The organism is Micromonospora sp. A200, assembly GCF_029893845.1.
GTDB classification, from domain to species: Bacteria; Actinomycetota; Actinomycetes; order Mycobacteriales; family Micromonosporaceae; genus Micromonospora; species Micromonospora purpureochromogenes.
Genome location: NZ_JARXXY010000001.1, coordinates 336,906 through 356,896 on the forward strand (window position 1 = coordinate 336,906; position 19,991 = coordinate 356,896).

Below are 19,991 nucleotides of genomic sequence, written 5' to 3' on the forward strand. Positions count from 1 at the left end.
ACATGACCACCTCGGAGCAGGAGGCGCACCGCCTCGACGCCGCCGACCCCGGGCACCGGCACCTCTTCCACGTGCCGCCCGCGGACGGCGGACGCTACCCGCAGACCGCCTACCTGGCCGGCAACTCCCTCGGGCTGCAACCGCGGGCCACCCGCGCGGAACTCCTCGCCGACCTGGACGCCTGGAGCCGGCTCGGTGTCGAGGGGCACCTGGAGGCGGAGCGGCCGTGGCTGCCGTACCACGAGCTGTTGACGGCGCCCGCCGCGCGACTGGTCGGCGCCCGGCCCGCGGAGACCGTGGTGATGAACTCCCTCACCGTCAACCTGCACCTGCTGATGGTGAGCTTCTACCGGCCCGCCGGGGAGCGGACCCGGATCGTCATCGAGGACAGCGCCTTCCCCTCGGACAGCTACGCGGTGCGCAGCCAGGCCCGCTTCCACGGCCTGGACCCGGACGACACCGTGGTCCGGCTGACGCCGCGCGCCGGCGAGGACACCCTGCGCACCGAGGACGTGACCGACTACCTGGCCGCCGAGGGCGACCGGGTGGCGCTGGTGCTGCTCGGTGGGGTCAACTACCTCACCGGCGAGCTGATGGACATCCCGGCGATCACCGCCGCCGGCCGGGCGGCCGGCGCGATCGTCGGCTGGGACCTGGCCCACGCCGCCGGCAACGTGCCGCTGGCGCTGCACGACTGGGACGTCGACTTCGCCGCCTGGTGCTCCTACAAGTACCTCAACTCCGGGCCCGGCGCGCTGGGCGGGGTCTTCGTCCACGAGCGGCACCTGGGCGACCCCAGGCTGCCCCGCTTCGAGGGCTGGTGGAGCACCGAGGCGACCACCCGGTTCGAGATGACCCCGGTCTCCCGGCCGCCGGCCACCGTGGAGGCCTGGCAGATCTCCAACCCACCGATCTTCGCGATGGGCCCGGTGCGTACCTCGCTGGAGCTCTTCGACAGCGTCGGCATGCCGGCCCTGCGGGAGCGCAGCGTCCGGCTCACCGGCTACCTGGAACGGCTGCTCGACGAGGTGATCCCCGGCCGGCCGCTGACCGTGGTCACCCCGCGCGATCCCGCCCGGCGGGGCTGCCAGCTCTCGGTGCGCATCGGCGCCGGCAGCGCGGCCGAGCTGACCAAGCGGCTGCGGCACGAGCACGGCGTGGTCGCCGACGCCCGGGAGCCGGACATCGTCCGGTTCGCCCCGGTGCCGCTCTACTCCACGTACCACGACTGCTGGCGGGTCGCCGACGCGCTGGCGGCGACCGTTGCCGAGGGGCGCCCATGAGCATGGAACGTGACGAGGTGGCGGTGGTCGGCGCTGGGCTCGCCGGTTGCCTGCTGGCCTGCTACCTGGCCCGACGCGGCTACCCGGTGGCCCTCTACGAGCGGCGGCCGGACCCGAGGACCGGGCGGGTCGAGCGCGGCCGGTCGATCAACCTGGCGCTCTCCGAGCGCGGCCTGGACGCGCTGCGCCGCATCGGCCTGGCCGAGCAGGTGATGGCGGACGCCCTGCCGATGCGCGGCCGGATGATCCACCCGGTCGCCGGTGAGCCGCAGTTCCAGTCGTACAGCGGCTCCGGGGACCGGGCGATCAACTCGATCAGCCGGGGCGCGCTGAACAACGCCCTGCTCAACGCCGCCGCCGCGCTGCCCGGGGTGCGGATCGCCTTCGACCACCGGCTGGTCGGCCTCGACCCGACCAGCGGCGAGATGACCTTCGAGACCCCGCAGGGCAAGGTCGCCGCCACCGCGTCGGTCGTCCTCGGCGCCGACGGCGCCGGCTCCGCCGTGCGCGGGCAACTGCTCGGGTACGGGGTGCTGACCGAGAGCCTGGACTTTCTCGACTACGGCTACAAGGAACTCACCATCCCGCCGCTCGGCGGGGACTTCGCCCTCGATCCGTCGGCGCTGCACATCTGGCCGCGCGGCACCTCCATGATGATCGCGCTGCCCAACCCGGACCGCTCGTTCACCTGCACGCTCTTCTGGCCCACCCACGGCACCGCCAGCTTCGCCTCGCTGGGCAGCCCGGCGGCGATCGAGCGGCACTTCGCCACCCACTACCCGGACCTGATCCCGCTCGCGCCCAACCTGGTCGACGACTACCAGCACAACCCGGTCGGAGTGCTGGGCACGGTCCGCTGCGCGCCCTGGCAGGTCGACGGGAAGGTGGCGCTGCTCGGCGACGCGGCGCACGCCATCGTGCCGTTCTACGGCCAGGGCGCCAACTGCGCCATGGAGGACGTCGTCGAACTGGACCGCTGCCTGGACGAGTGCGACGACGACTGGTCCGCCGCGCTGCCGCTCTACCAGCGGCGCCGGCAGGACAACGCCGAGGCGATCGCCCGGATGGCGCTGGCCAACTTCGTGGAGATGCGGGACAAGGTCGCCTCGCCGGTGTTCCAGACCCGCAAGCGGGTCGAGCACGCCCTGGAACGGGCGCTGCCCGGCCGGTACGTTTCGCAGTACGAACTGGTCTCCTTCTCCACCACCCCGTACGCGCAGGTGCGCCGCCGGGTGCGCCGCCAGTACGCGGTGGTGGGGGCGGTGGCCGCGGGCGGGCTGGCGTTGCTGGTCGGCGCGGTGGGTGCGGCGATCGGCCGGGGGAGGCGCGGATGACGCTCTGGGACGCGCGGCTGATGGCCGGGAGCGCGCCGGACGGGCCGGGGTTGCTGCGCCACTTCGTCGGCGGCGAGTTCGTCGACGCGGGGCCGCGCTTCACCAAGCGCAGCCCGGTGACCGGCGAGCCGGTCTTCGAGGTGGTCGAGGCGTCGAAGTCCACGGTGGACGACGCGGTGGCCGCCGCCCGGGCGGCGCTGCGCGGGCCGTGGGGCCGGATGGGGGAGCGGGAGCGCGCCGAGGTGCTGCGCCGGGTCGCCGACGAGCTGGAACGTCGCTTCGACGACCTGGTCACCGCCGAGGTCGCCGACACCGGCAAGGCCATCTCGCAGGCCCGCGCCCTGGACATTCCGCGCGGCGCGGCGAACTTCCGGGCCTTCGCCGAGATCGTGGCGACCGCGCCGACCGAGTCGTTCACCACGGTCACCCCGGCCGGCGGGCGGGCGCTGAACTACGCCGTCCGCAAGCCGGTCGGCGTGGTCGCCGTGATCGTGCCGTGGAACCTGCCGCTGCTGCTGCTCACCTGGAAGGTGGCTCCGGCTCTGGCCTGCGGCAACGCCGTGGTGGTCAAGCCCAGCGAGGAGACGCCCGCCTCGGCGACGCTGCTGGCCGAGGTGATGGCCGCCGCCGGCGTGCCGGACGGGGTGTTCAACCTGGTGCACGGCTTCGGCCCGGACTCGGCCGGTGAGTTCCTCACCCGGCACCCGGGGGTCGACGCGATCACCTTCACCGGCGAGTCGGCCACCGGCGGCGCCATCATGCGGGCCGCCGCGGACGGGGTGAAGGCCGTCTCGTTCGAGCTGGGCGGCAAGAACGCCGGGCTGGTCTTCGCCGACGCCGACCTGGACGCGGCGGTGGCCGGCTCGGTGCGCTCCAGCTTCACCAACGGCGGGCAGGTCTGCCTCTGCACGGAGCGGATCTACGTGCAGCGCCCGGTCTTCGAGGAGTTCACCGCCCGACTGGCCAAGCGGGCCGGGGAGCTGGCGTACGGGTGGCCGGCCGACGAGGCCACCGCGAACATGCCGCTGATCTCGCACGGCCACCGGGACAAGGTGCTGGGCCACTACGCGCTGGCCCGGACCGAGGGCGCCGAGGTGCTCACCGGGGGTGGCGTGCCGCGCTTCGGCGACGGCCGCGACGGTGGGGCGTACGTGCAGCCGACCGTGCTGACCGGGCTCGGCCCGCGGGCGCGGACCAACACCGAGGAGATCTTCGGCCCGGTCGTGCACCTGGCCCCGTTCGACGACGAGGACGAGGCGTACGCGCTGGCCAACGGCACCGAGTACGGCCTGGCGGCGACGGTCTGGACCCGGGACGTCGGCCGGGCGCACCGGGCCGGCGCCCGGCTGGACGCCGGCATCGTCTGGGTGAACACCTGGTTCCTGCGCGACCTGCGCACCCCGTTCGGCGGCGTGAAGGCCTCCGGCATCGGCCGGGAGGGTGGCGTGCACTCGCTGGACTTCTACTCGGAACTGACCAACGTCTGCGTGGACCTGTCGTGAGCGGGCGAGGAGCCGGCGTGAGAGCTGACATCGAAGCGGCGAACCGGGAGTTGGCCGAGGCCCGCACCAGCGGGAAGCCCTGCCCACCGCTGCGCGGGCGGCTGCTGCCGGAGGGCGACGTCGAGTCGGCGTACCGGGTGCAGCAGTTGCAGGCGCGGGCGTGGCAGGGCCGGGGCGAGCGCCGGGTGGGCGCGAAGATCGGGCTGACCTCCCGGGCGGTGCAGGAGAGCTTCGGCGTCTTCCAGCCGGACTTCGGGGTGCTGACCGACGCGATGGCGGTCGGCGACGGCGTCGAGGTGCCGATCGAGCGCCTGCTCCAGCCCCGGGTGGAGGCGGAGATCGCCTTCGTGCTCGGCGCGGACCTGACCGACGAGCGGGTCACCACCGTGGACCTGCTCCGGGCGGTCGACCACGTGCTCCCGGCCATCGAGATCGTCGACTCGCGGATCGCCGGTTGGGACATCTCCATCGTGGACACCGTCGCCGACAACGCCTCGAGCGGGATGTTCGTGCTCGGCACCACGCCGCGCCGGCTCGCCGATGTGGACCTGCGGTTGTGCGGGATGGTGCTGGAGCACGCCGGTGAGCCGGTCTCGGTCGGCGCCGGGGCGGCCTGCCTCGGCAATCCGTTGCACGCGCTGGAGTGGCTGGTGCGGACGATGGCCCGGGCCGGGGACCCGCTGCGCGCGGGCGACGTGGTGCTCTCCGGGGCGCTCGGCCCGATGGTGCCGGTCACCCCGGGCGCCGCGTACGAGGCCCGGATCTCCGGGCTCGGTTCGGTGCGGACCTGTTTCGCGAAGGAGGCCCGGGCATGACCACGGGTGTGGCGGTGATCGGCTCCGGCAACATCGGCACCGATCTGATGATCAAGGTGTTGCGGCTCAGCGACAGCCTCCGGATGGTGGCGATGGCCGGCATCGACCCGGAGTCCGACGGCCTGGCCCGGGCGCGGCGACTGGGCGTGGCCACCACCGCCGACGGCGTGGACGGGCTCGTCGCCATGCCCGAGTTCGCCGACGTGGAGCTGGTCTTCGACGCCACCTCGGCCGGCGCGCACCGGCACAACGACGCCGTGCTGCGGGCGCACGGCCGCGCGGTGGTCGACCTGACCCCGGCGGCCATCGGCCCGTACGTGGTGCCGCCGGTGAACCTGGACGAGCACCTGCACGAGAGCAACGTCAACATGGTCACCTGCGGCGGGCAGGCCACCGTGCCGATCGTCGCCGCCGTCGGCCGGGTCACCCCGGTCGCGTACGCGGAGATCGTCGCCTCGATCGCCTCGAAGTCGGCCGGTCCGGGCACCCGGGCCAACATCGACGAGTTCACCGAGACCACCGCCCGGGCGATCGAGGTGGTCGGTGGCGCGGAGCGCGGCAAGGCGATCATCGTGCTCAACCCGGCCGACCCGCCGCTGCTGATGCGCGACACCGTCTACTGCCTCTGCCCGGACACCGACGCCGACCGGGCGGCCATCGCCGCCTCGGTGGCCGACATGGTGGCCACCGTCCAGGAGTACGTCCCCGGCTACCGGCTCAAGCAGGACGTGCAGTTCGACCGGGTCGACACCTACGTGCCGTCGCTCGGGCGGCACCTGACCGGCTGGCAGGTCTCGGTCTTCCTGGAGGTCTCCGGGGCCGGGCACTACCTGCCGGCGTACGCCGGGAACCTGGACATCATGACCTCCGCCGCGCTGCGTACCGCGGAGCGACTGGTGGCCCGCCGCACGACCAGCGCGGAGGTAGTGGCATGACCGACCTGTACATCCAGGACGTGACCCTCCGCGACGGCATGCACGCCATCGCCCACCGCTACACCGTCGACCAGGTGCGCACCATCGCCGCCGCGCTGGACGCCGCCGGGGTGGCCGCGATCGAGGTGGCGCACGGCGACGGGCTGGCCGGTTCCAGCGTCAACTACGGCCACGGCGCGGCGAGCGACGCCGACTGGATCTCCGCCGCCGCCGAGGTGCTGACCACCGCGAAGCTGACCACCCTGCTGCTGCCCGGGATCGGCACCATCGCCGACCTGAAGGCGGCGAAGGCGCTCGGGGTGACCAGCGTGCGGATCGCCACCCACTGCACCGAGGCGGACATCTCCGCCCAGCACATCTCCTGGGCCCGGGAGAACGGCATGGACGTCTCCGGGTTCCTGATGATGTCGCACATGAACGACCCGGCCGGGCTGGCCGCCCAGGCCAGGCTGATGGAGTCGTACGGGGCGCACTGCGTCTACGTCACCGACTCCGGCGGCCGGCTGCTGATGTCCGACGTGGCGCAGCGGGTCGACGCGTACCGGCAGGTGCTCCGGCCGGAGACGCAGATCGGCATCCACGCTCATCACAACCTGTCGCTCGGGGTGGCCAACAGCGTGCTCGCCGTCGAGCACGGCCGGATCGCCGGCGACGGGCCGGCCGGCCCGGACGCCCCGCACGGCCGTACCGTCCGGGTGGACGCGTCGCTGGCCGGGATGGGTGCCGGGGCGGGCAACGCCCCGCTGGAGGTCTTCGTCGCGGTCGCCGAGCTGCACGGCTGGAAGCACGGCTGCGACGTGTTCGCGCTGATGGACGCAGCCGACGACATCGTCCGGCCGCTGCAGGACCGCCCGGTCCAGGTCGACCGGGAGACGCTCTCCCTCGGGTACGCCGGGGTCTACTCCAGCTTCCTGCGGCACGCCGAGCGCGCCTCGGCGAAGTACGGCGTGGACGTCCGCTCGATCCTGGTCGAGCTGGGCCGGCGGCGGATGGTCGGCGGCCAGGAGGACATGATCGTGGACGTGGCGCTGGACCTGGCCGGCCGCGAGGAGCAGGGGGAGGCCGCATGATCGGGGTGGATGTCGCGGGGATCGCCGAGCGGCTGGGCGTGGCGGCGGACTCGGCCACCGCGATCCCGCAGTTGGCCGCCGAGACCGGCCTGGACGTCGACGCCGCGTACGCGGTGCAGACCGCGCTGCTGCAGCGTCGGCTGGACCGGGGCGAGCGGCTGATCGGGCTCAAGATGGGGCTGACCAGCAAGGCGAAGATGGCCCAGGTGGGTGTGGACGAGGTGATCTGGGGCCGGCTCACCGACGTGATGCGGGTCCCCGACGGCGGCACGGTCGACGTGGCCGACTTCATCCACCCACGGGTCGAGCCGGAGGTCGCGTTCCTGCTGGACCGCCTCCCCGATCCGGACGAGCCGGTCGGCGCCTTCGCCGACGCGGTCCGCGCGGTCGCCCCGGCGATCGAGCTGATCGACTCCCGCTACGCGAACTTCACCTTCTCCCTGCCGGACGTGGTCGCCGACAACACCTCGGCGGCGGCGTTCGTGGTCGGGCCGTGGTCGCCGGTGCCCGACGGGCTGGACAACCTGGGCGTGCTGCTGGAGATCGACGGGCGGGTGGCGCAGGTCGGCTCGACGGCGGCGATCCTCGGCGACCCGCGCCGGGCGCTGGACGAGGGCATCCGGCTGGCCGGCCGGCACGGGGTGCGGATGCGCTCCGGGTGGGTCTTCCTCGCCGGCGCCGCCACCGCGGCTGTCCCGCTGCGTCCCGGTGCCCACGTGCGTGCTGTGGTGGAGAAGCTCGGGACCGCCTCGCTGCGGGCCGCGTCGTGACCGCCCGGGTGGTCGCCGGCAAGGCGGTGCCGCGGGGGGCGTTTCCGCATGTCAAGGTGGCGGGCGGGTTCGTCTTCGTCTCGGGTACGTCGTCGCGGCGGCCGGACAACACCTTCGCGGGTGTGTCGGTGGACGAGTTCGGCACGACGGACCTCGACATCCGGGTGCAGACCCGGGCGGTCATCGAGAACATCCGTGATCTGCTGCGGTCGGTCGGTGCGGACCTGTCCGACCTCGTCCAGGTGACCTCGTACCTGGTCAACATGAACGACTTCGGTGGTTACAACGAGGTGTGGGCGGAGTTCTTCGACGCGTCCGGGCCGACCCGGACGACGGTTGCCGTGCACCAGTTGCCGCACCCGCACCTGCTGATCGAGATCCAGGCCGTCGCCCTGCTTCCCCAAGGAGGTCAGTCGTGAGTGAGATCGCCGAGCCGTTCAGCTTCCCGGGCTGGATCGCGGAGAACCAGCACCTGCTGAAGCCGCCGGTGGGCAACAAGGAGATGTTCCCGGGTGGGGACGACTTCATCGTGATGGTGGTGGGCGGGCCGAACCAGCGCACCGACTTCCACGTCGACCCGTACGAGGAGTTCTTCTACCAGGTCAAGGGCAACATGCACATCAACCTGATGACGCCCGAGGGGCCGCGTACGGTGCACGTGCGCGAGGGTCAGATGTGGATGCTGCCGCGCGACACCCCGCACTCGCCGCAGCGTCCCGAGCCCGGCTCGATCGGCGTGGTGGTGGAGCGAGTCCGCGAGGAGGGCACGCTGGAGAAGTTCCAGTGGTACTGCCCGGAGTGCGGGCACAAGGTGCACGAGGTGGAGCTGCAGGTGCGCGACATCGCCGCCGACCTGCCCCCGGTCTTCCAGGCGTTCTACGCCGACGAGTCCGCGCGCACCTGCGACAAGTGCGGCACGCTGCACCCGGGCAAGGGCTGATGCGCCCACCGGTCGTCGACGTGCACACGCACGTCGTACCCAGGGGGTGGCCGGACCTCGCCGCGGCGTGCGGCGGGTCCGGCTGGCCCTGGTTGCGGGTGGACTCCGAGCGCGCCGCCATGATCATGGTGGGCGAGACCGAGTTCCGCCCGGTCGGCGCGGAGTGCTGGGACGCCCCGACCCGGCTGGCCGACATGGCCGCCGACGGCGTCGACGTGCAGGTGGTCTCCCCGACGCCGGTCTTCTTCTCCTACGACCGTCCCGCCGACCAGGCGGTGAAGGTCGCCCGGATCTTCAACGACCTCACCCTGGAGGTCACCGCCGCCGGTGGGGACCGGCTGGTGCCGTTCTGCCAGGTGCCGTTGCAGGACCCGGACGCGGCCTGCGCCGAGCTGGACCGCTGCCTGGCGGCCGGGCACGTGGGCGTGGAGATCGGCAACCACGTCGGCGACCGCGACCTCGACGACGCCGGCATCGTGCAGTTCCTGACCCACTGCGCGGCGGTGGGGGCGCCGGTCTTCGTGCACCCGTGGGACATGGCGGGCGGGCCCCGGCTGGACCGGTGGATGGCCCGCTGGCTCACCGGCATGCCCGCCGAGACGCACCTGTCGGTGCTGGCGCTCATCCTCGGCGGGGTCTTCGACCGGGTGCCGGAGACGCTGCGCATCTGCTTCGCGCACGGCGGCGGCAGCTTCCCGTTCTGGTTGGGCCGCGCCGACAACGCCTGGCACCGCCGCGGCGACCTGGTACGCGGCGCCTCGACCGCGCCGCCCAGCTCCTACACCGACCGGTTCAGCGTCGACTCGGTGGTCTTCGCCCCGGCCGCGCTGCGGCTGCTGGTGGACACGATGGGCGCCGACCGGGTGCTGGTGGGCAGCGACTACCCGTACCCGCTGGGGGAGCGGCCGGCCGGTCGGGTGGTCCACGAGGCGGACTTCCTCACCGGGGAGCAGCGCGACAAGCTGCTCGGCGGCAACGCGCTGCGTTTCCTCGGCATCGACCGGCAGGTCGCCGCCCATGACCTGCTCTCGGTCGATCGTGACTGGACCGGCCTGCTCGACGAGGACAAGACGACGTCCTCCTGATCGGCCGGCTCCGCGTCCCGGCCGGTCGTGTCGGCGGGCCAACCGGCCGCCGAGCGGGCAGGATGGCGGCATGGCCGAGCCGCACGACCTGACCGCGCTGGAGCAGGCCGCCGCCGTCGCCCGGGGCGAGCTCTCCAGCGTCGATCTGGTCAGGCATCACCTGCACCGGGTGGACGCGCTCGGCGACACCGTCGGCGCGTTCGTCACCGTCACGCCCGAGCGCGCCCTCGCCGCCGCCCGGGCCGCCGACGCGGTGCCGGTCCCGGAGCGCGGGCCGCTGCACGGCGTACCGACCGCGATCAAGGACCTGACCCTCACCGCCGGGGTGCGCACCACCTTCGGCTCGGCGGCGTTCGCCGACTTCGTCCCGCCGGTGGACGCCGACGTGGTCCGGCTGATGGCCGCCGCCGGGCTGGTCAGTCTCGGCAAGACGACCACGTCCGAGCTGGGCTGCTCGCTCTACTCCGAGGGGCTGGTCGCGCCGCCGGCCCGCAACCCGTGGGACCTGGCGTACACCGCCGGCGGCTCCAGCGGCGGCGCGGCGGCCGCGGTGGCCACCGGCCTGGTCCCGGTCGCCCAGGGCTCCGACGGCGGCGGGTCGCTGCGCATCCCGGCCGCCCTCTGCGGCCTGGTCGGCTACAAGCCGAGCCGGGGCCTGGTCTCCGGCGGCCCGCTCGGTTCCGGCGCGTTCGGCCTGCCCACCAGCGGCCCGCTCGGGCGTACGGTCGCCGACGTCGCCGCGCTGCTCGACGCGATGGCGGTGCCGGTGCCCGGCGAGCCGTACCTGCCGCCGCCGCGACCCGACGGCGGCTACCTCGGCGTCGCCCGCCGGGCCGCACCGGGCCGCCTGCGGATCGGCCGCTTCGACGCCCCGATGCTCGCCGAAGAGCCGGTCCACCCCGACTGCGTCGCCGCGGTGGACCGGGCCGCCGCGCTGCTCACCGCGGCCGGCCACGAGGTGGTCGAGGTCGATCGGCCGCTCGGCCCCGCGGTGTGGCCGCTCTTCGAGACCCTCTGGTACGTGCTGGCGCTGGCCCCGGTGCCGCTGGAGCGGGAGTCCGAACTGCTGCCGCTGACCCGGTTCCTCCGCGCCCGGGGCGCGGCCGTCGGCGCCGGCGCGCTGATGGCCACGCTCGGCGAGATCCAGGCCCAGGTCCGCCTCGGCGCCCGCCGCACCGCCGACTGTGACCTGCTGCTCTGCCCCACCCTGGCCGCACCCCAGGCGCCGGTCGGCTGGTTCACCGCCGACGCCGACCCGGCCGCCGATTTCGACCGGCAGCGCCGGTTCTCGCCGTACTGCGCGGTGTTCAACGTGACGGGAGATCCGTCCGTCTCGCTACCGCTCGGGCGCACCGCGACCGACCTGCCCGTCGGGGTGCTGCTGACCGGTCGCTACGGCGACGACGCCCGACTGATCGCCACCGCAGCGCAACTGGAACACTGCAGTGACGGATGGGATCGGCACCCCGCAATCTGGCGGGGCGTCGACTCCGCTAACGTGAATGGCAGCGGAGTCGGGAGGTCGGCGCCATGATCGTCACCCGACCCGGATGCTCTGGTCGCTATCTTCCGCCTGGGGGCGTTGGGATTGTCTGTCACTGAGACGTTGCTGATCTTCGTCGGCATCCCGGCGGTGGTGATGCTGGTGATCGTCGGTCTGGTGTTCGCCAGCAACCGCCGTGGTGGCGGCGGGTCCAAGCGCTACCGGCCGGGCCGCCGCTTCGACTTCACCCCCGTCTGGTTCCTGGGCCGCCCGGAGCAGCTGGCCGACTCGGCCGGCACCGCCCTGTCCGCGGGCGCGCAGGCGCCGGCGCTGACCAGCCACAAGCTCGAGCAGGCCGGCATCGAGGCGCCGGCCGGTGGAACCGGAGGCGCAAGTGACCGTTGGTGAGATGCAGACCGGGACGGGTAACCCGCCCGACGTGCTGGACGGGCCGTTCTCGACCCGCCAGCTGCTGCGCATCGACGAGGCGCTCCGCCTGGCCGACCAGGGCACCGGCCTGGTCTTCTCGGTCTACGTGGGCGGCCTCGACGAGCCGGTCCGGGAGCACGCCGAGCGCCTGCACCGCCAGCTCGCCGACCCCGACCGGTCCGTCCTGATCGCGGTGTCGCCCAACCAGCGCCAGCTGGAGGTGGTCACCGGCCGGCACGCGCGCAAGCGCATCCCCGACACGTACGCCCGGCTCGCCGCGTTGTCGATGGTTGCGGCGTTCGGCGGCGGCGACCTGACCGGTGGCATCATCAACGGCCTCGACCAGCTCGCCAGCCACGCCGGCAGGGCCTGAGCCCCCACACGTACGACGAAGCCCGGCCCGCGTGACGCGGGCCGGGCTTTCTCATGGCGTTTCAGCGCGGCCAGACGCTGGGATCGAGCCGCAGCGGCCACGGCTCGGCCACCTCGACGGCGTCGTCCGGCCCCACCGTGCCGAGGAGGTCGTAGTGGACACCCTTCACCAGCTCGATGTCCGGAATCAGGTTGCCGTCCGGTATCCGTATCCCGATCTCCCGGATCACCCGCCAATTTGCCGGAGCGGCCAGCCGCCGGGCCATCCGGATGTCGTCCGCCAGCTCGTGGTGGTCCGGCCCGGCGGGTGGGGCGACGTGCAGGCTTCCGTCGATGAGCTCGTAGCGGTTCCCGGTCTCGGGCAGGTCGAGAAGGTCCTGCTCGCGCCAGCGTCGCTCGGGTGGGCGCCACTCGTAGCCAGGCTGTGGCATCGCCTCCACCTCCATCCGCCACCATAACGGCGCGGGGCCGGCGCGGGCTCTCGCCCACGCCGGCCCCGGGCCGGGTACTCCTCGGTCAGGCGCTCCGGGCGTCCTTGGCGCGGGCCCTCAGCGAGCGGACCACCCCGTCGCGGCCCTCGGCGACCAGCCGGCGCAGCGGCGCCGGGTGCCCGTCCTGCGCCAGCCAGGCGTCGGTGGCCGCCACCGTCTCCTCCTCGACCAGGTACGCCGGGTAGGCGAGCTGGACGAACTCCTGCGCCGGCTCGCTGTCCCGCTGCGCCCAGACCTGCGCCACGCTGGCAAAGTACTTCTCCCGGTACGGCGCGGTGAGCTCCACCTGCGCCGGGTGGGTGAAGCCCTGCAGCAGCGCCCGGTTGCGCCAGTTCGGCAGCGACTGCGGGCCGGTCAGCTCGGCCCAGACCGCCGCCTTGTTCTCGGCGGTCGGCACCAGCGCGTGCGCGTACGCGGCCTCCCGCTCGCCACTGGCCGTCCGGTCGGCGGCCAGCTCGGCCTCGACCTCGGCGGCGCCGGCCGCCCCGTTGGCCACCAGCGACTGGAGGACCGTCCAGCGCAGCTCGGTGTCGATGGTCAGCCCGGCCGGCACGCCGTTGCCGTCCAGCCAGCCGCGCAGGGTCGCCAGGTCCTCGGCGGAGCGGGCCGCCGAGGCGTACGCGCGGGCCCAGGCGAGCTGGAAGCCGCTGCCCGGCTCGGCGGCGGACAGCGCCGTCTTCGCGGTGCGGGCCAGCTCCGCCCAGCCGGTCGGCGCCCAGGCCGGGTCGGCGTAGACGGTGAGCGTGGTGCTCGCCTGGCGCAGGGTGGCGGTGACCAGGTTGATGTCGGTCTCGGCGGGCAGACCGGCCAGCGCCAGCGCCACGTAGTCGCGGGCGGCGAGCTCCGCGTCGCGGGTCATGTCCCAGGCGGCCGTCCAGCACAGGGCCCGGGCCAGCGAGGACTCCAGCCCGGCGATGTGCTGCACCACGGTGGCCATCGACCGCTCGTCCAGCCGCAGCTTGGTGTACGTCAGGTCGTCGTCGTTGAGCAGCAGCACGTCGGCGGCCCGCTTGCCGTGCAGCGCGTCCAGCTCGGTCTGCTCGCCGGTCACGTCGACCTCGATCCGCTCCCGGCGGACCAGCCGGCCGTCGGTGCGGTCGTAGAGGCCCACGCCGATGCGGTGGGTACGCAGCGTCGGGTACCCCGCCGGTGCCTCCTGGCGGACCAGCACCCGCTGGTACGTCCCGTCGTCGCCGATGGTCACCTCGGGGCGCAGCGTGTTGACCTGGGCGGTCTCCAGCCACTGCGCGGCGAACTTGCGCAGCTCCCGGCCGGAGGCGGTCTCCAGCTCGGAGAGCAGGTCGTCGAAGGTGGCGTTGCCCCAGGCGTGCTTGCCGAAGTACGCCCGCAGCCCGGCCACGAACGGCTCCTCGCCGACGTACGCGACGAGCTGCTTGAGCACGCTGGCGCCCTTGGCGTAGGTGATGCCGTCGAAGTTGACCTCGACCGCCTCCAGGTCCGGCATCTCGCAGTACACCGGGTGGGTGGAGGAGAGCTGGTCCTGCCGGTATCCCCAGTTCTTCCGGATCGACAGGAAGGTCGTCCAGGCCTCGGAGAACCGGGTGGCGTGGGTGTTGCACCAGTGGCTGGCCCACTCGGCGAACGACTCGTTGAGCCACAGGTCGTTCCACCAGCGCATGGTGACCAGGTCACCGAACCACATGTGCGCCAGCTCGTGCAGGATCGTGTTGGCCCGCTGCTCGTACTCGAAGTCGGTGACCTGGGAGCGGAACAGGTAGTGCGACTCGGCGTGCGTGACGCAGCCGAAGTTCTCCATCGCGCCGGCGTTGAAGTCCGGCACCCAGAGCTGGTCGTACTTGGGCAGCGGGTAGCGCACCCCGAACTGCTCGTGGAAGAAGTCGAAGCCCTGCTTGGTGATCAGGAACAGGTCGTCGGAGTCCAGGTGCGGCGCCATCGAGGCCCGGCAGAAGACCCCCAGGTCGATGCCGTCGTGGCTGTCCCGCACCTCGTGGTACGGCCCGGCGCAGAGCGCGGTGATGTAGGTGCTCATCCGGGCCGACTCCACGAAGTGGACGGTCTTGAGCGCCTCGCCGGCCGGCTCCTCGCGCTCCACCGGCATGTTGGACACCACGCGCCAGTGGTCGGGGACGGTGGCGTGCCAGGTGTAGACGCTCTTCAGGTCGGGCTGGTCGAAGCAGGCGAAGACCCGCTGCGCGTCGGCCGTCTCGAACTGGCTGTAGAGGTAGGTCTCGCCGTCGACCGGGTCCACCGTGCGGTGCAGGCCCTGCCCGCTGTTGGAGTACGCGAAGTCGGCGTCCACGACGAGCGTGTTCTCCGCGGCCAGCCCGGACAGCGCCAGGCCCTTCTCGGCCGACCAGCCGGAGAGGTCGACCGGGGCGCCGTTGAGCGTCGCCGACCGCACCGACTCGGCGGCGGTCTCGATGAAGGTGCCGGTACCCGGCTCGGCGCAGCGGAACCGGACCTCGGTCACCGACCGGAACGTACGGCCCTCGGCCTGCACGGCGGTCGACAGGTCCAGGCTGATGTCGTACCCGGTCACCTCCAGCAGGCGGGCCCGCTCGGTGGCCTCCACCTGGGTCAGGTTGCGCACTCCCGGCACTGTTCGTCTCCATCCCACTCTCGCCGCCTCGCGGCTGCGCCAGCCCAGTCGGCCGCTCGTGACGGCCGGCCCGAGCCGAGTCTTCCATGCACCGACGCCCCGCGGTGGTCGAGGTCACGCTCTCATTCCGCTACCAGCCGATGCCCTGCGGGGTGAGGATCGAGGCAGCGGCGCCGGGGCTGCCCGGCGCGTCACCCGTCGCGAAGGGACCTCACCGTGACCGATCGTGTCACCGTCGACATGTGGTTCGATCCCCTGTGCCCCTGGGCGTGGATCACCTCCCGCTGGCTGCTGGAGGTCGAGAAGGTCCGGGACGTGGACATCCGCTTCCACGTGATGAGCCTCTCGGTGCTCAACGAGGGTCGGGACCTGCCCGAGGATTACCAGGAGCTGATGAACAGGGGCTGGGGCTCGGTACGCGTCTGCGTGGCCGTCGAGCAGCAGCACGGGCAGGAGGCGGTGGCGAAGCTGTACACCGCCATGGGCACCCGGATCCACCTGGGTAAGGAGCAGCTCGGCCCGGAGCTGTTCAAGGCCGCGCTCACCGACGTCGGCCTGGACCCGGCGCTGGCCGGCGTCGCCGACACCACGGAGTACGACGAGGCGCTGCGGGCCAGCCACGAGGCCGGGATGCGCCCCGTCGGCACCGAGGTCGGCACCCCGGTCGTCCACGCCCCGGGCCCGGACGGCCGCCAGGTGGCCTTCTTCGGCCCGGTGATCACGCCGGCTCCGAAGGGCGAGGCCGCCGGACGGCTCTGGGACGGCGTGCTGCTGGTCGCCGGCACCCCGGGCTTCTACGAGCTCAAGCGCTCCCGCGAGCTCGGCCCGATCTTCGACTGAGCCCGCGGCTGTCACCCCGGGCCCGCTCGTCCGGTCCAGGGCGGCGTCCCGTGCCGGGCCGCGTCCGACTCCGACGCCCGTCCACCTCGGCGGCGGCGTTCGTGGTCGGGCCGTGGTCGCCGGCGGCCGGCCCGGGCCGCCGCCGACGCGGCGTCACCCTCCCGGGCACGGTGTCGTTTCTCCGGTTGTCCAGCGCAGCGGCCGCAGCGGCCGCACCCGGCCGACCCGGAGGCTTTCCCGATGGCCAAGCACCGCCGTCCGTCCGCTGACGACCTGTCGACGGGGCAGGAGGTGGCCGACCCGACCACGTACTGGTCGGTCGACGACTGCCACTGGCCGACGGTCAGCCCCGAACTCCCCGTCGAGATGGTCGACCTGCTCGCCCCGCCGATCGTGGTCGGCGTCGCCCGGGTCCCGGTCACCTGCCGGGCCACCCCGCCGGGCGGCCCGGGTGGCTCCGCGCCCGCGGGCCGTGGCGCGCCCGTCCCCAACCAGACCGGACGGCACCGCCGCGTCAAGGAGCCGGCCGAGCGGGGATGACCGGTTCATCTGGTGGACCCGGCGCGGGGTCCGCGTCGTCCGGGCGGCCGACGCCGGTAGCGTCAACGGGCATGACGGTCGTGCATCCGATCGCCCGGGCCTGGATCACCACTGGCGGCACCGGCGCGCAGAACTACGACGAGTTCGCCGACGACGCGGAGATCACCGCGATCATCGAGGCGAACCCGCACAGTGCCCTCGGCATCGAGATGCCCCACCGGGCGCCGGAGAGCCTCGGCAAGTCCTTCCTCGACGCGCTCGGCGACGCGGTGGCCCGCCTCGCCGAGGCCAAGGCCGACGGCAGCTACACCCCGGCCGAGCAGGTCGTGGTGCTCTACCGGATCAGCGCCCCCGGCGAGGAGTCGGCGTACGGACTCTTCGCCATGGTGGACACCGATCAGATCTCCACCAGCGCCGACGAGCCCGGCCTGGTCATCCGCAACGAGGACGTCTTCATCGCCAAGGTTCGCGAGCGGGTGGCCCTCGCCGAGGCGCTGGGGCACCTGCTCTCACCCGTACTCCTGCTCCAGACCGGGCGCGGCGACGAGCTGCACGGCGCGCTCGCGGCGGCGACCGAGTCCGCCGGCGCGCCCGCCGCGACCGACACCGACCAGGCCGGCCGGACGCACGCCATCTGGCTGCTCGGCCCCGGCCCGCAGCAGGACGAGCTGACCGCGCTGGCCGGCGGCGGCGAGCTGGTGGTCGCCGACGGCAACCACCGCAGCCTGGCCGCGCAGACCGGCGGCCTGCCCCGCTTCCTGTCGGTGGTCACCACCCCGGCGTCGGTCGCCATCCAGCCCTACAACCGGCTGGTCAGCGAGCTGACCACCACCGGAGACGAGCTGCTCGACCGGCTGCGCGCCGCCGGCGCGACGATCACCCCGATCGACGGCCCGGTCGAGGTCCCGCCGGCCGGCGGCACCGTCCACCTCCGGCTGTCCGGCCAGGGGTACGCGGTCACGCTGCCGCACGACGAGGGCGCCGCCCGGCTGGAGAACCTGGACCATGCGCTGGTCGAGCGGCTGCTGCTGCGCGACGCGCTCGGCCTCGACCCGGGCGACAAGCGGATCACCTACGTCGGCGGCGACTACCCGGCGAGCTGGCTGACCGGCGAGGTCGACGCCGGCCGGGCCGAGCTGGCGATCCTCATCGCCCCGGTGACCGTGGACGACTTCGTCGCGGTGAACCTGGCCCGGGAGAAGATGCCCCGCAAGAGCACCTGGTTCACCCCGAAGGCGCGCGGCGGCCTGGTCGTCGCCGAGCTGCCCCGGTGACGCTGTGACGAATCCGCCCCGGTTCGCCGCCCGCGCGACGTGCCGGGGCGGGGCCTGACAGACTGCGCGGTATGCGCGTCTACCTGGGATCCGACCACGCCGGTTTCGAGTTGAAGGTGCACCTGGCCAACCACCTGGCCAAGCAGGGCTACGAGCTGGTGGACGTCGGGCCGCACGCCTTCGACCCGGACGACGACTACCCGGCCTTCTGCCTGCACACCGGCGACCGGGTGGTCAGTGACCCGGGCAGCCTCGGGGTGGTCATCGGCGGCTCCGGCAACGGCGAGCAGATCGCCGCCAACAAGATCGCCGGCGTCCGGGCGGCGCTGGCCTGGAACGTCGAGACCGCCCAGCTCGGCCGGGAGCACAACGACGCCAACGTGGTGGCCGTCGGCGCCCGCCAGCACACCCTGGACGAGGCGACCGCCATCGTCGAGGCGTTCCTCACCACGCCCTTCTCGGGCAACCCGCGGCACTCCCGCCGGATCGCCCAGATGGCCGAGTACGAGCGCACCCGCCAGCTCCCCGAGCTGCCCTGACCGTCGACTGACCCCGGCCCGCATCGGGCCGGTCCCCGTTCGAGGCCGGCCCGTGCGGGCCGGCCTCGGCCGTCACCGGCCGGAACGGGGCAGGTCCTCGCGGGGCACCCAGTTGCGGCGCACGATCACCAGCCGGGCCTCCGCCTCGGCCAGGTCCTCGTCGGTCGGCCGGGCGGCGTCCCGGGCCCGCAGTGCCGCGCCGACCCCCACCTGCGAGGAACCGGAACCGACCAGCCCCCGCAGGCCCCGCTCGCTCTCCTCGGCCCCGCCGCCGCGCCGCGCCCGGGGCGCGGGCGTGCCGTCGTGCACCTCGGCCGTGTCCGCCGCGGGGCCGTTGCCGTCCCCGGCCACCCCGTCCGGCTGGTGCCGCAGCCGGCGTCGCCGTCGCTCCGCATCCGCCATCAGCCGACCGTACCGCCCGCACCGGCCCCGGTGGCCCCGCCGGCGCTCAGAAGACCTCCATCGCCCCCGGGGCGCGGTGCCAGCCGAAGGCCGGGCCGACGGCGGCGAGCGCGCCGGGACGCAGCTCGCGAAGCCGGCCCGTGGCGGCCAGCGCGGCCGGTGCCACGCCGCCGAGGTACAGCTCGCCGAGGCCGCGTACGTCGCAGGCCAGCTCCGCCGGGTCGTCGGTGCGGACGCACACCGCGCCGGTGGGGCCGCCGGTGAGCCGCCAGCGCCCGGTGTTCTCCGGCAGCAGCTCGTCGGTGACGTCGACCACCACGTCGACGGCGGTCGGGTAGCGGCGGGCGGCCAGCGCCGCCGGGACGTCCACCACCCGCACCCAGAGCGCGTCGACCAACTGGGCGCCGAGCCGGCGGGGCTCGTCCACCAGGCGCAGCAGCGGCTCGTCCACGGCGACCCGGCCGCAGGAGAGCTGCCGGGTCAGGTCGACCGAGAAGAGCGTCCGCCACAACGCCAGGTACGCCTCGGGGCCGGTGGCGACCACCTCGTCCGCCCGTACCTGGCCGCGCGGCCCGCGCTGGTCCCACTCCTCCCGGGTCCGCCAGAGCGCGTACCCGTCCACGCCGTCCGGCCCCTCGTGCAGCAACGCCCGGCGCGGGGTCGCCCCGCCCCGCCAGGCGGTCGGATCGGCCAGCACGTACCGCCACCAGCGCTCGTCCCGGTCCGACCAGCCGGGGCGGTCCGGGCGCACCCGGTCGTACACCCGGGCCAGTTCGGGTTGCGACGCGACCGGGTCGGCCAGGCGGAGGCTGCCCGCCGCGGACGCCGGCTCCGGCAGCCGCAGCTCGGCGGTGGCCGGGCACTCGACGACGAGGCGCTGCGCGGCCAGACCGTAGCCGAACCGGGGGTAGATCCGTCCCTCGCTGGCCCACAGCACCGCGATCGGCTCCCGGCCGGTGTCGTAGATCTCCCGAAGCTGGCGACCCATCAGCGTGCTGAGCAGGCCCCGGCGGCGGTGGGTGACGGCCACCGCGACCATGGTGACGTGCGCCGCCGCCACCGTCGCCCCGGGGACGGTGAGCGTCCGGGTGAAGGCGGAGGCGTGCGCCACCGGTCGACCCCCGTCGCGGACCAGCAGCGACCGGTCCGGCTCGAAGATGCCCCGCTCGGCCTCCCGGGCGTCGGTGTCGAACGCGTTGTGGAACGCGTCACCCATCAGGTCGGCGATCTCGTCGAAGTCGGACGCGACGGGAACCTGCACGTCGGGGACGGGGTGGGTCATCGGCTCTGTCTAGCCCATCGTCGG

Annotated in this window: 21 protein-coding genes; 17 read left to right on the forward strand and 4 right to left on the reverse strand. The window is 73.7% G+C overall.

Annotation, left to right across the window (positions count from 1 at the left end):
- Window positions 1–2 precede the first annotated feature (2 nt).
- The 13 genes from kynU to M2302_RS01780 all read left to right on the forward strand — a co-directional run bounded on the left by kynU (window position 3) and on the right by M2302_RS01780 (window position 12,019).
- Window positions 3–1,283 carry a kynureninase gene (kynU, locus tag M2302_RS01720; RefSeq protein WP_280836201.1) on the forward strand — a complete coding sequence of 427 codons (1,281 nt, stop codon included), beginning with the start codon at window positions 3–5 and terminating at the stop codon, window positions 1,281–1,283.
- On the forward strand, window positions 1,280–2,617 hold the full coding sequence (locus tag M2302_RS01725) for an NAD(P)/FAD-dependent oxidoreductase (protein WP_210776001.1): 1,338 nt from the start codon (window positions 1,280–1,282) through the stop codon (window positions 2,615–2,617). Before kynU ends, M2302_RS01725 begins: the two co-directional genes overlap by 4 nt.
- Before the next feature lie 20 nt (window positions 2,618–2,637).
- Entirely contained in the window at window positions 2,638–4,119 is a 1,482-nt protein-coding gene (locus M2302_RS01730; protein WP_280836246.1) for a 2-hydroxymuconic semialdehyde dehydrogenase, read from the forward strand.
- A gap of 17 nt (window positions 4,120–4,136) precedes the next feature.
- The gene (locus M2302_RS01735) at window positions 4,137–4,934 is read left to right on the forward strand and encodes a fumarylacetoacetate hydrolase family protein (RefSeq protein WP_210776002.1); all 798 of its coding nucleotides are present in this window, start codon (window positions 4,137–4,139) and stop codon (window positions 4,932–4,934) included.
- The gene (locus M2302_RS01740; protein WP_280836202.1) at window positions 4,931–5,869 is read left to right on the forward strand and encodes an acetaldehyde dehydrogenase (acetylating); all 939 of its coding nucleotides are present in this window, start codon (window positions 4,931–4,933) and stop codon (window positions 5,867–5,869) included. Before M2302_RS01735 ends, M2302_RS01740 begins: the two co-directional genes overlap by 4 nt.
- On the forward strand, window positions 5,866–6,939 hold the full coding sequence (gene dmpG, locus M2302_RS01745; RefSeq protein ID WP_280836203.1) for a 4-hydroxy-2-oxovalerate aldolase: 1,074 nt from the start codon (window positions 5,866–5,868) through the stop codon (window positions 6,937–6,939). Before M2302_RS01740 ends, dmpG begins: the two co-directional genes overlap by 4 nt.
- Window positions 6,936–7,709, forward strand: coding sequence for a fumarylacetoacetate hydrolase family protein (locus M2302_RS01750; protein ID WP_280836204.1), 774 nt, complete (start codon window positions 6,936–6,938; stop codon window positions 7,707–7,709). The genes dmpG and M2302_RS01750 overlap by 4 nt, the downstream gene beginning before the upstream one ends.
- Window positions 7,706–8,128, forward strand: coding sequence for a RidA family protein (locus tag M2302_RS01755; protein ID WP_154942414.1), 423 nt, complete (start codon window positions 7,706–7,708; stop codon window positions 8,126–8,128). Before M2302_RS01750 ends, M2302_RS01755 begins: the two co-directional genes overlap by 4 nt.
- Window positions 8,125–8,649 carry a 3-hydroxyanthranilate 3,4-dioxygenase gene (locus M2302_RS01760; RefSeq protein WP_210776007.1) on the forward strand — a complete coding sequence of 175 codons (525 nt, stop codon included), beginning with the start codon at window positions 8,125–8,127 and terminating at the stop codon, window positions 8,647–8,649. Before M2302_RS01755 ends, M2302_RS01760 begins: the two co-directional genes overlap by 4 nt.
- Window positions 8,649–9,734, forward strand: coding sequence for an amidohydrolase family protein (locus M2302_RS01765; RefSeq protein WP_280836205.1), 1,086 nt, complete (start codon window positions 8,649–8,651; stop codon window positions 9,732–9,734). Before M2302_RS01760 ends, M2302_RS01765 begins: the two co-directional genes overlap by 1 nt.
- 70 nt (window positions 9,735–9,804) lie before the next feature.
- A complete protein-coding gene (locus tag M2302_RS01770) occupies window positions 9,805–11,268 on the forward strand; it encodes an amidase (RefSeq protein ID WP_280836206.1) in 1,464 nt (487 codons plus the stop codon).
- Window positions 11,269–11,340: 72 nt separating this feature from the next.
- Window positions 11,341–11,625 carry a hypothetical protein gene (locus M2302_RS01775; protein WP_280836247.1) on the forward strand — a complete coding sequence of 95 codons (285 nt, stop codon included), beginning with the start codon at window positions 11,341–11,343 and terminating at the stop codon, window positions 11,623–11,625.
- On the forward strand, window positions 11,612–12,019 hold the full coding sequence (locus M2302_RS01780; RefSeq protein WP_280836207.1) for a DUF5130 family protein: 408 nt from the start codon (window positions 11,612–11,614) through the stop codon (window positions 12,017–12,019). The genes M2302_RS01775 and M2302_RS01780 overlap by 14 nt, the downstream gene beginning before the upstream one ends.
- A gap of 61 nt (window positions 12,020–12,080) precedes the next feature.
- On the opposite strand, the gene M2302_RS01785 is transcribed toward M2302_RS01780, so the two are convergent.
- Together M2302_RS01785 and pepN are read right to left on the reverse strand one after the other, a co-directional pair.
- On the reverse strand, window positions 12,081–12,449 hold the full coding sequence (locus M2302_RS01785) for a Uma2 family endonuclease (RefSeq protein WP_280836209.1): 369 nt from the start codon (window positions 12,447–12,449) through the stop codon (window positions 12,081–12,083).
- 85 nt (window positions 12,450–12,534) lie between these two features.
- Window positions 12,535–15,081: an aminopeptidase N gene (pepN, locus tag M2302_RS01790; RefSeq protein ID WP_280836210.1), complete on the reverse strand. Its 2,547-nt coding sequence runs from the start codon at window positions 15,079–15,081 to the stop codon at window positions 12,535–12,537.
- Between the two features lie 225 nt (window positions 15,082–15,306).
- Here pepN and M2302_RS01795 point away from each other — a divergent pair, with 225 nt between their 5' ends.
- The 4 genes from M2302_RS01795 (at window position 15,307) to M2302_RS01810 (ending at window position 18,283) form a co-directional block, all read left to right on the forward strand.
- Complete coding sequence (locus tag M2302_RS01795; RefSeq protein ID WP_280836211.1) at window positions 15,307–15,930, forward strand: DsbA family protein; 624 nt, start codon at window positions 15,307–15,309, stop codon at window positions 15,928–15,930.
- A gap of 240 nt (window positions 15,931–16,170) precedes the next feature.
- Window positions 16,171–16,470 (forward strand): hypothetical protein, encoded by a 300-nt coding sequence (locus tag M2302_RS01800; protein ID WP_280836212.1) that lies wholly within the window; start codon window positions 16,171–16,173, stop codon window positions 16,468–16,470.
- Between the two features lie 71 nt (window positions 16,471–16,541).
- On the forward strand, window positions 16,542–17,744 hold the full coding sequence (locus M2302_RS01805; RefSeq protein ID WP_280836213.1) for a DUF1015 family protein: 1,203 nt from the start codon (window positions 16,542–16,544) through the stop codon (window positions 17,742–17,744).
- Window positions 17,745–17,815: 71 nt separating this feature from the next.
- On the forward strand, window positions 17,816–18,283 hold the full coding sequence (locus M2302_RS01810; protein WP_280836214.1) for a ribose-5-phosphate isomerase: 468 nt from the start codon (window positions 17,816–17,818) through the stop codon (window positions 18,281–18,283).
- 72 nt (window positions 18,284–18,355) lie between these two features.
- Here the strand turns inward: M2302_RS01810 and M2302_RS01815 are convergent, their stop codons facing one another.
- Both M2302_RS01815 and M2302_RS01820 read right to left on the reverse strand, forming a co-directional pair.
- Window positions 18,356–18,685, reverse strand: coding sequence for a hypothetical protein (locus M2302_RS01815; protein ID WP_280836215.1), 330 nt, complete (start codon window positions 18,683–18,685; stop codon window positions 18,356–18,358).
- 46 nt (window positions 18,686–18,731) lie between these two features.
- On the reverse strand, window positions 18,732–19,967 hold the full coding sequence (locus tag M2302_RS01820) for a GNAT family N-acetyltransferase (RefSeq protein WP_280836216.1): 1,236 nt from the start codon (window positions 19,965–19,967) through the stop codon (window positions 18,732–18,734).
- Window positions 19,968–19,991: the final 24 nt, after the last annotated feature.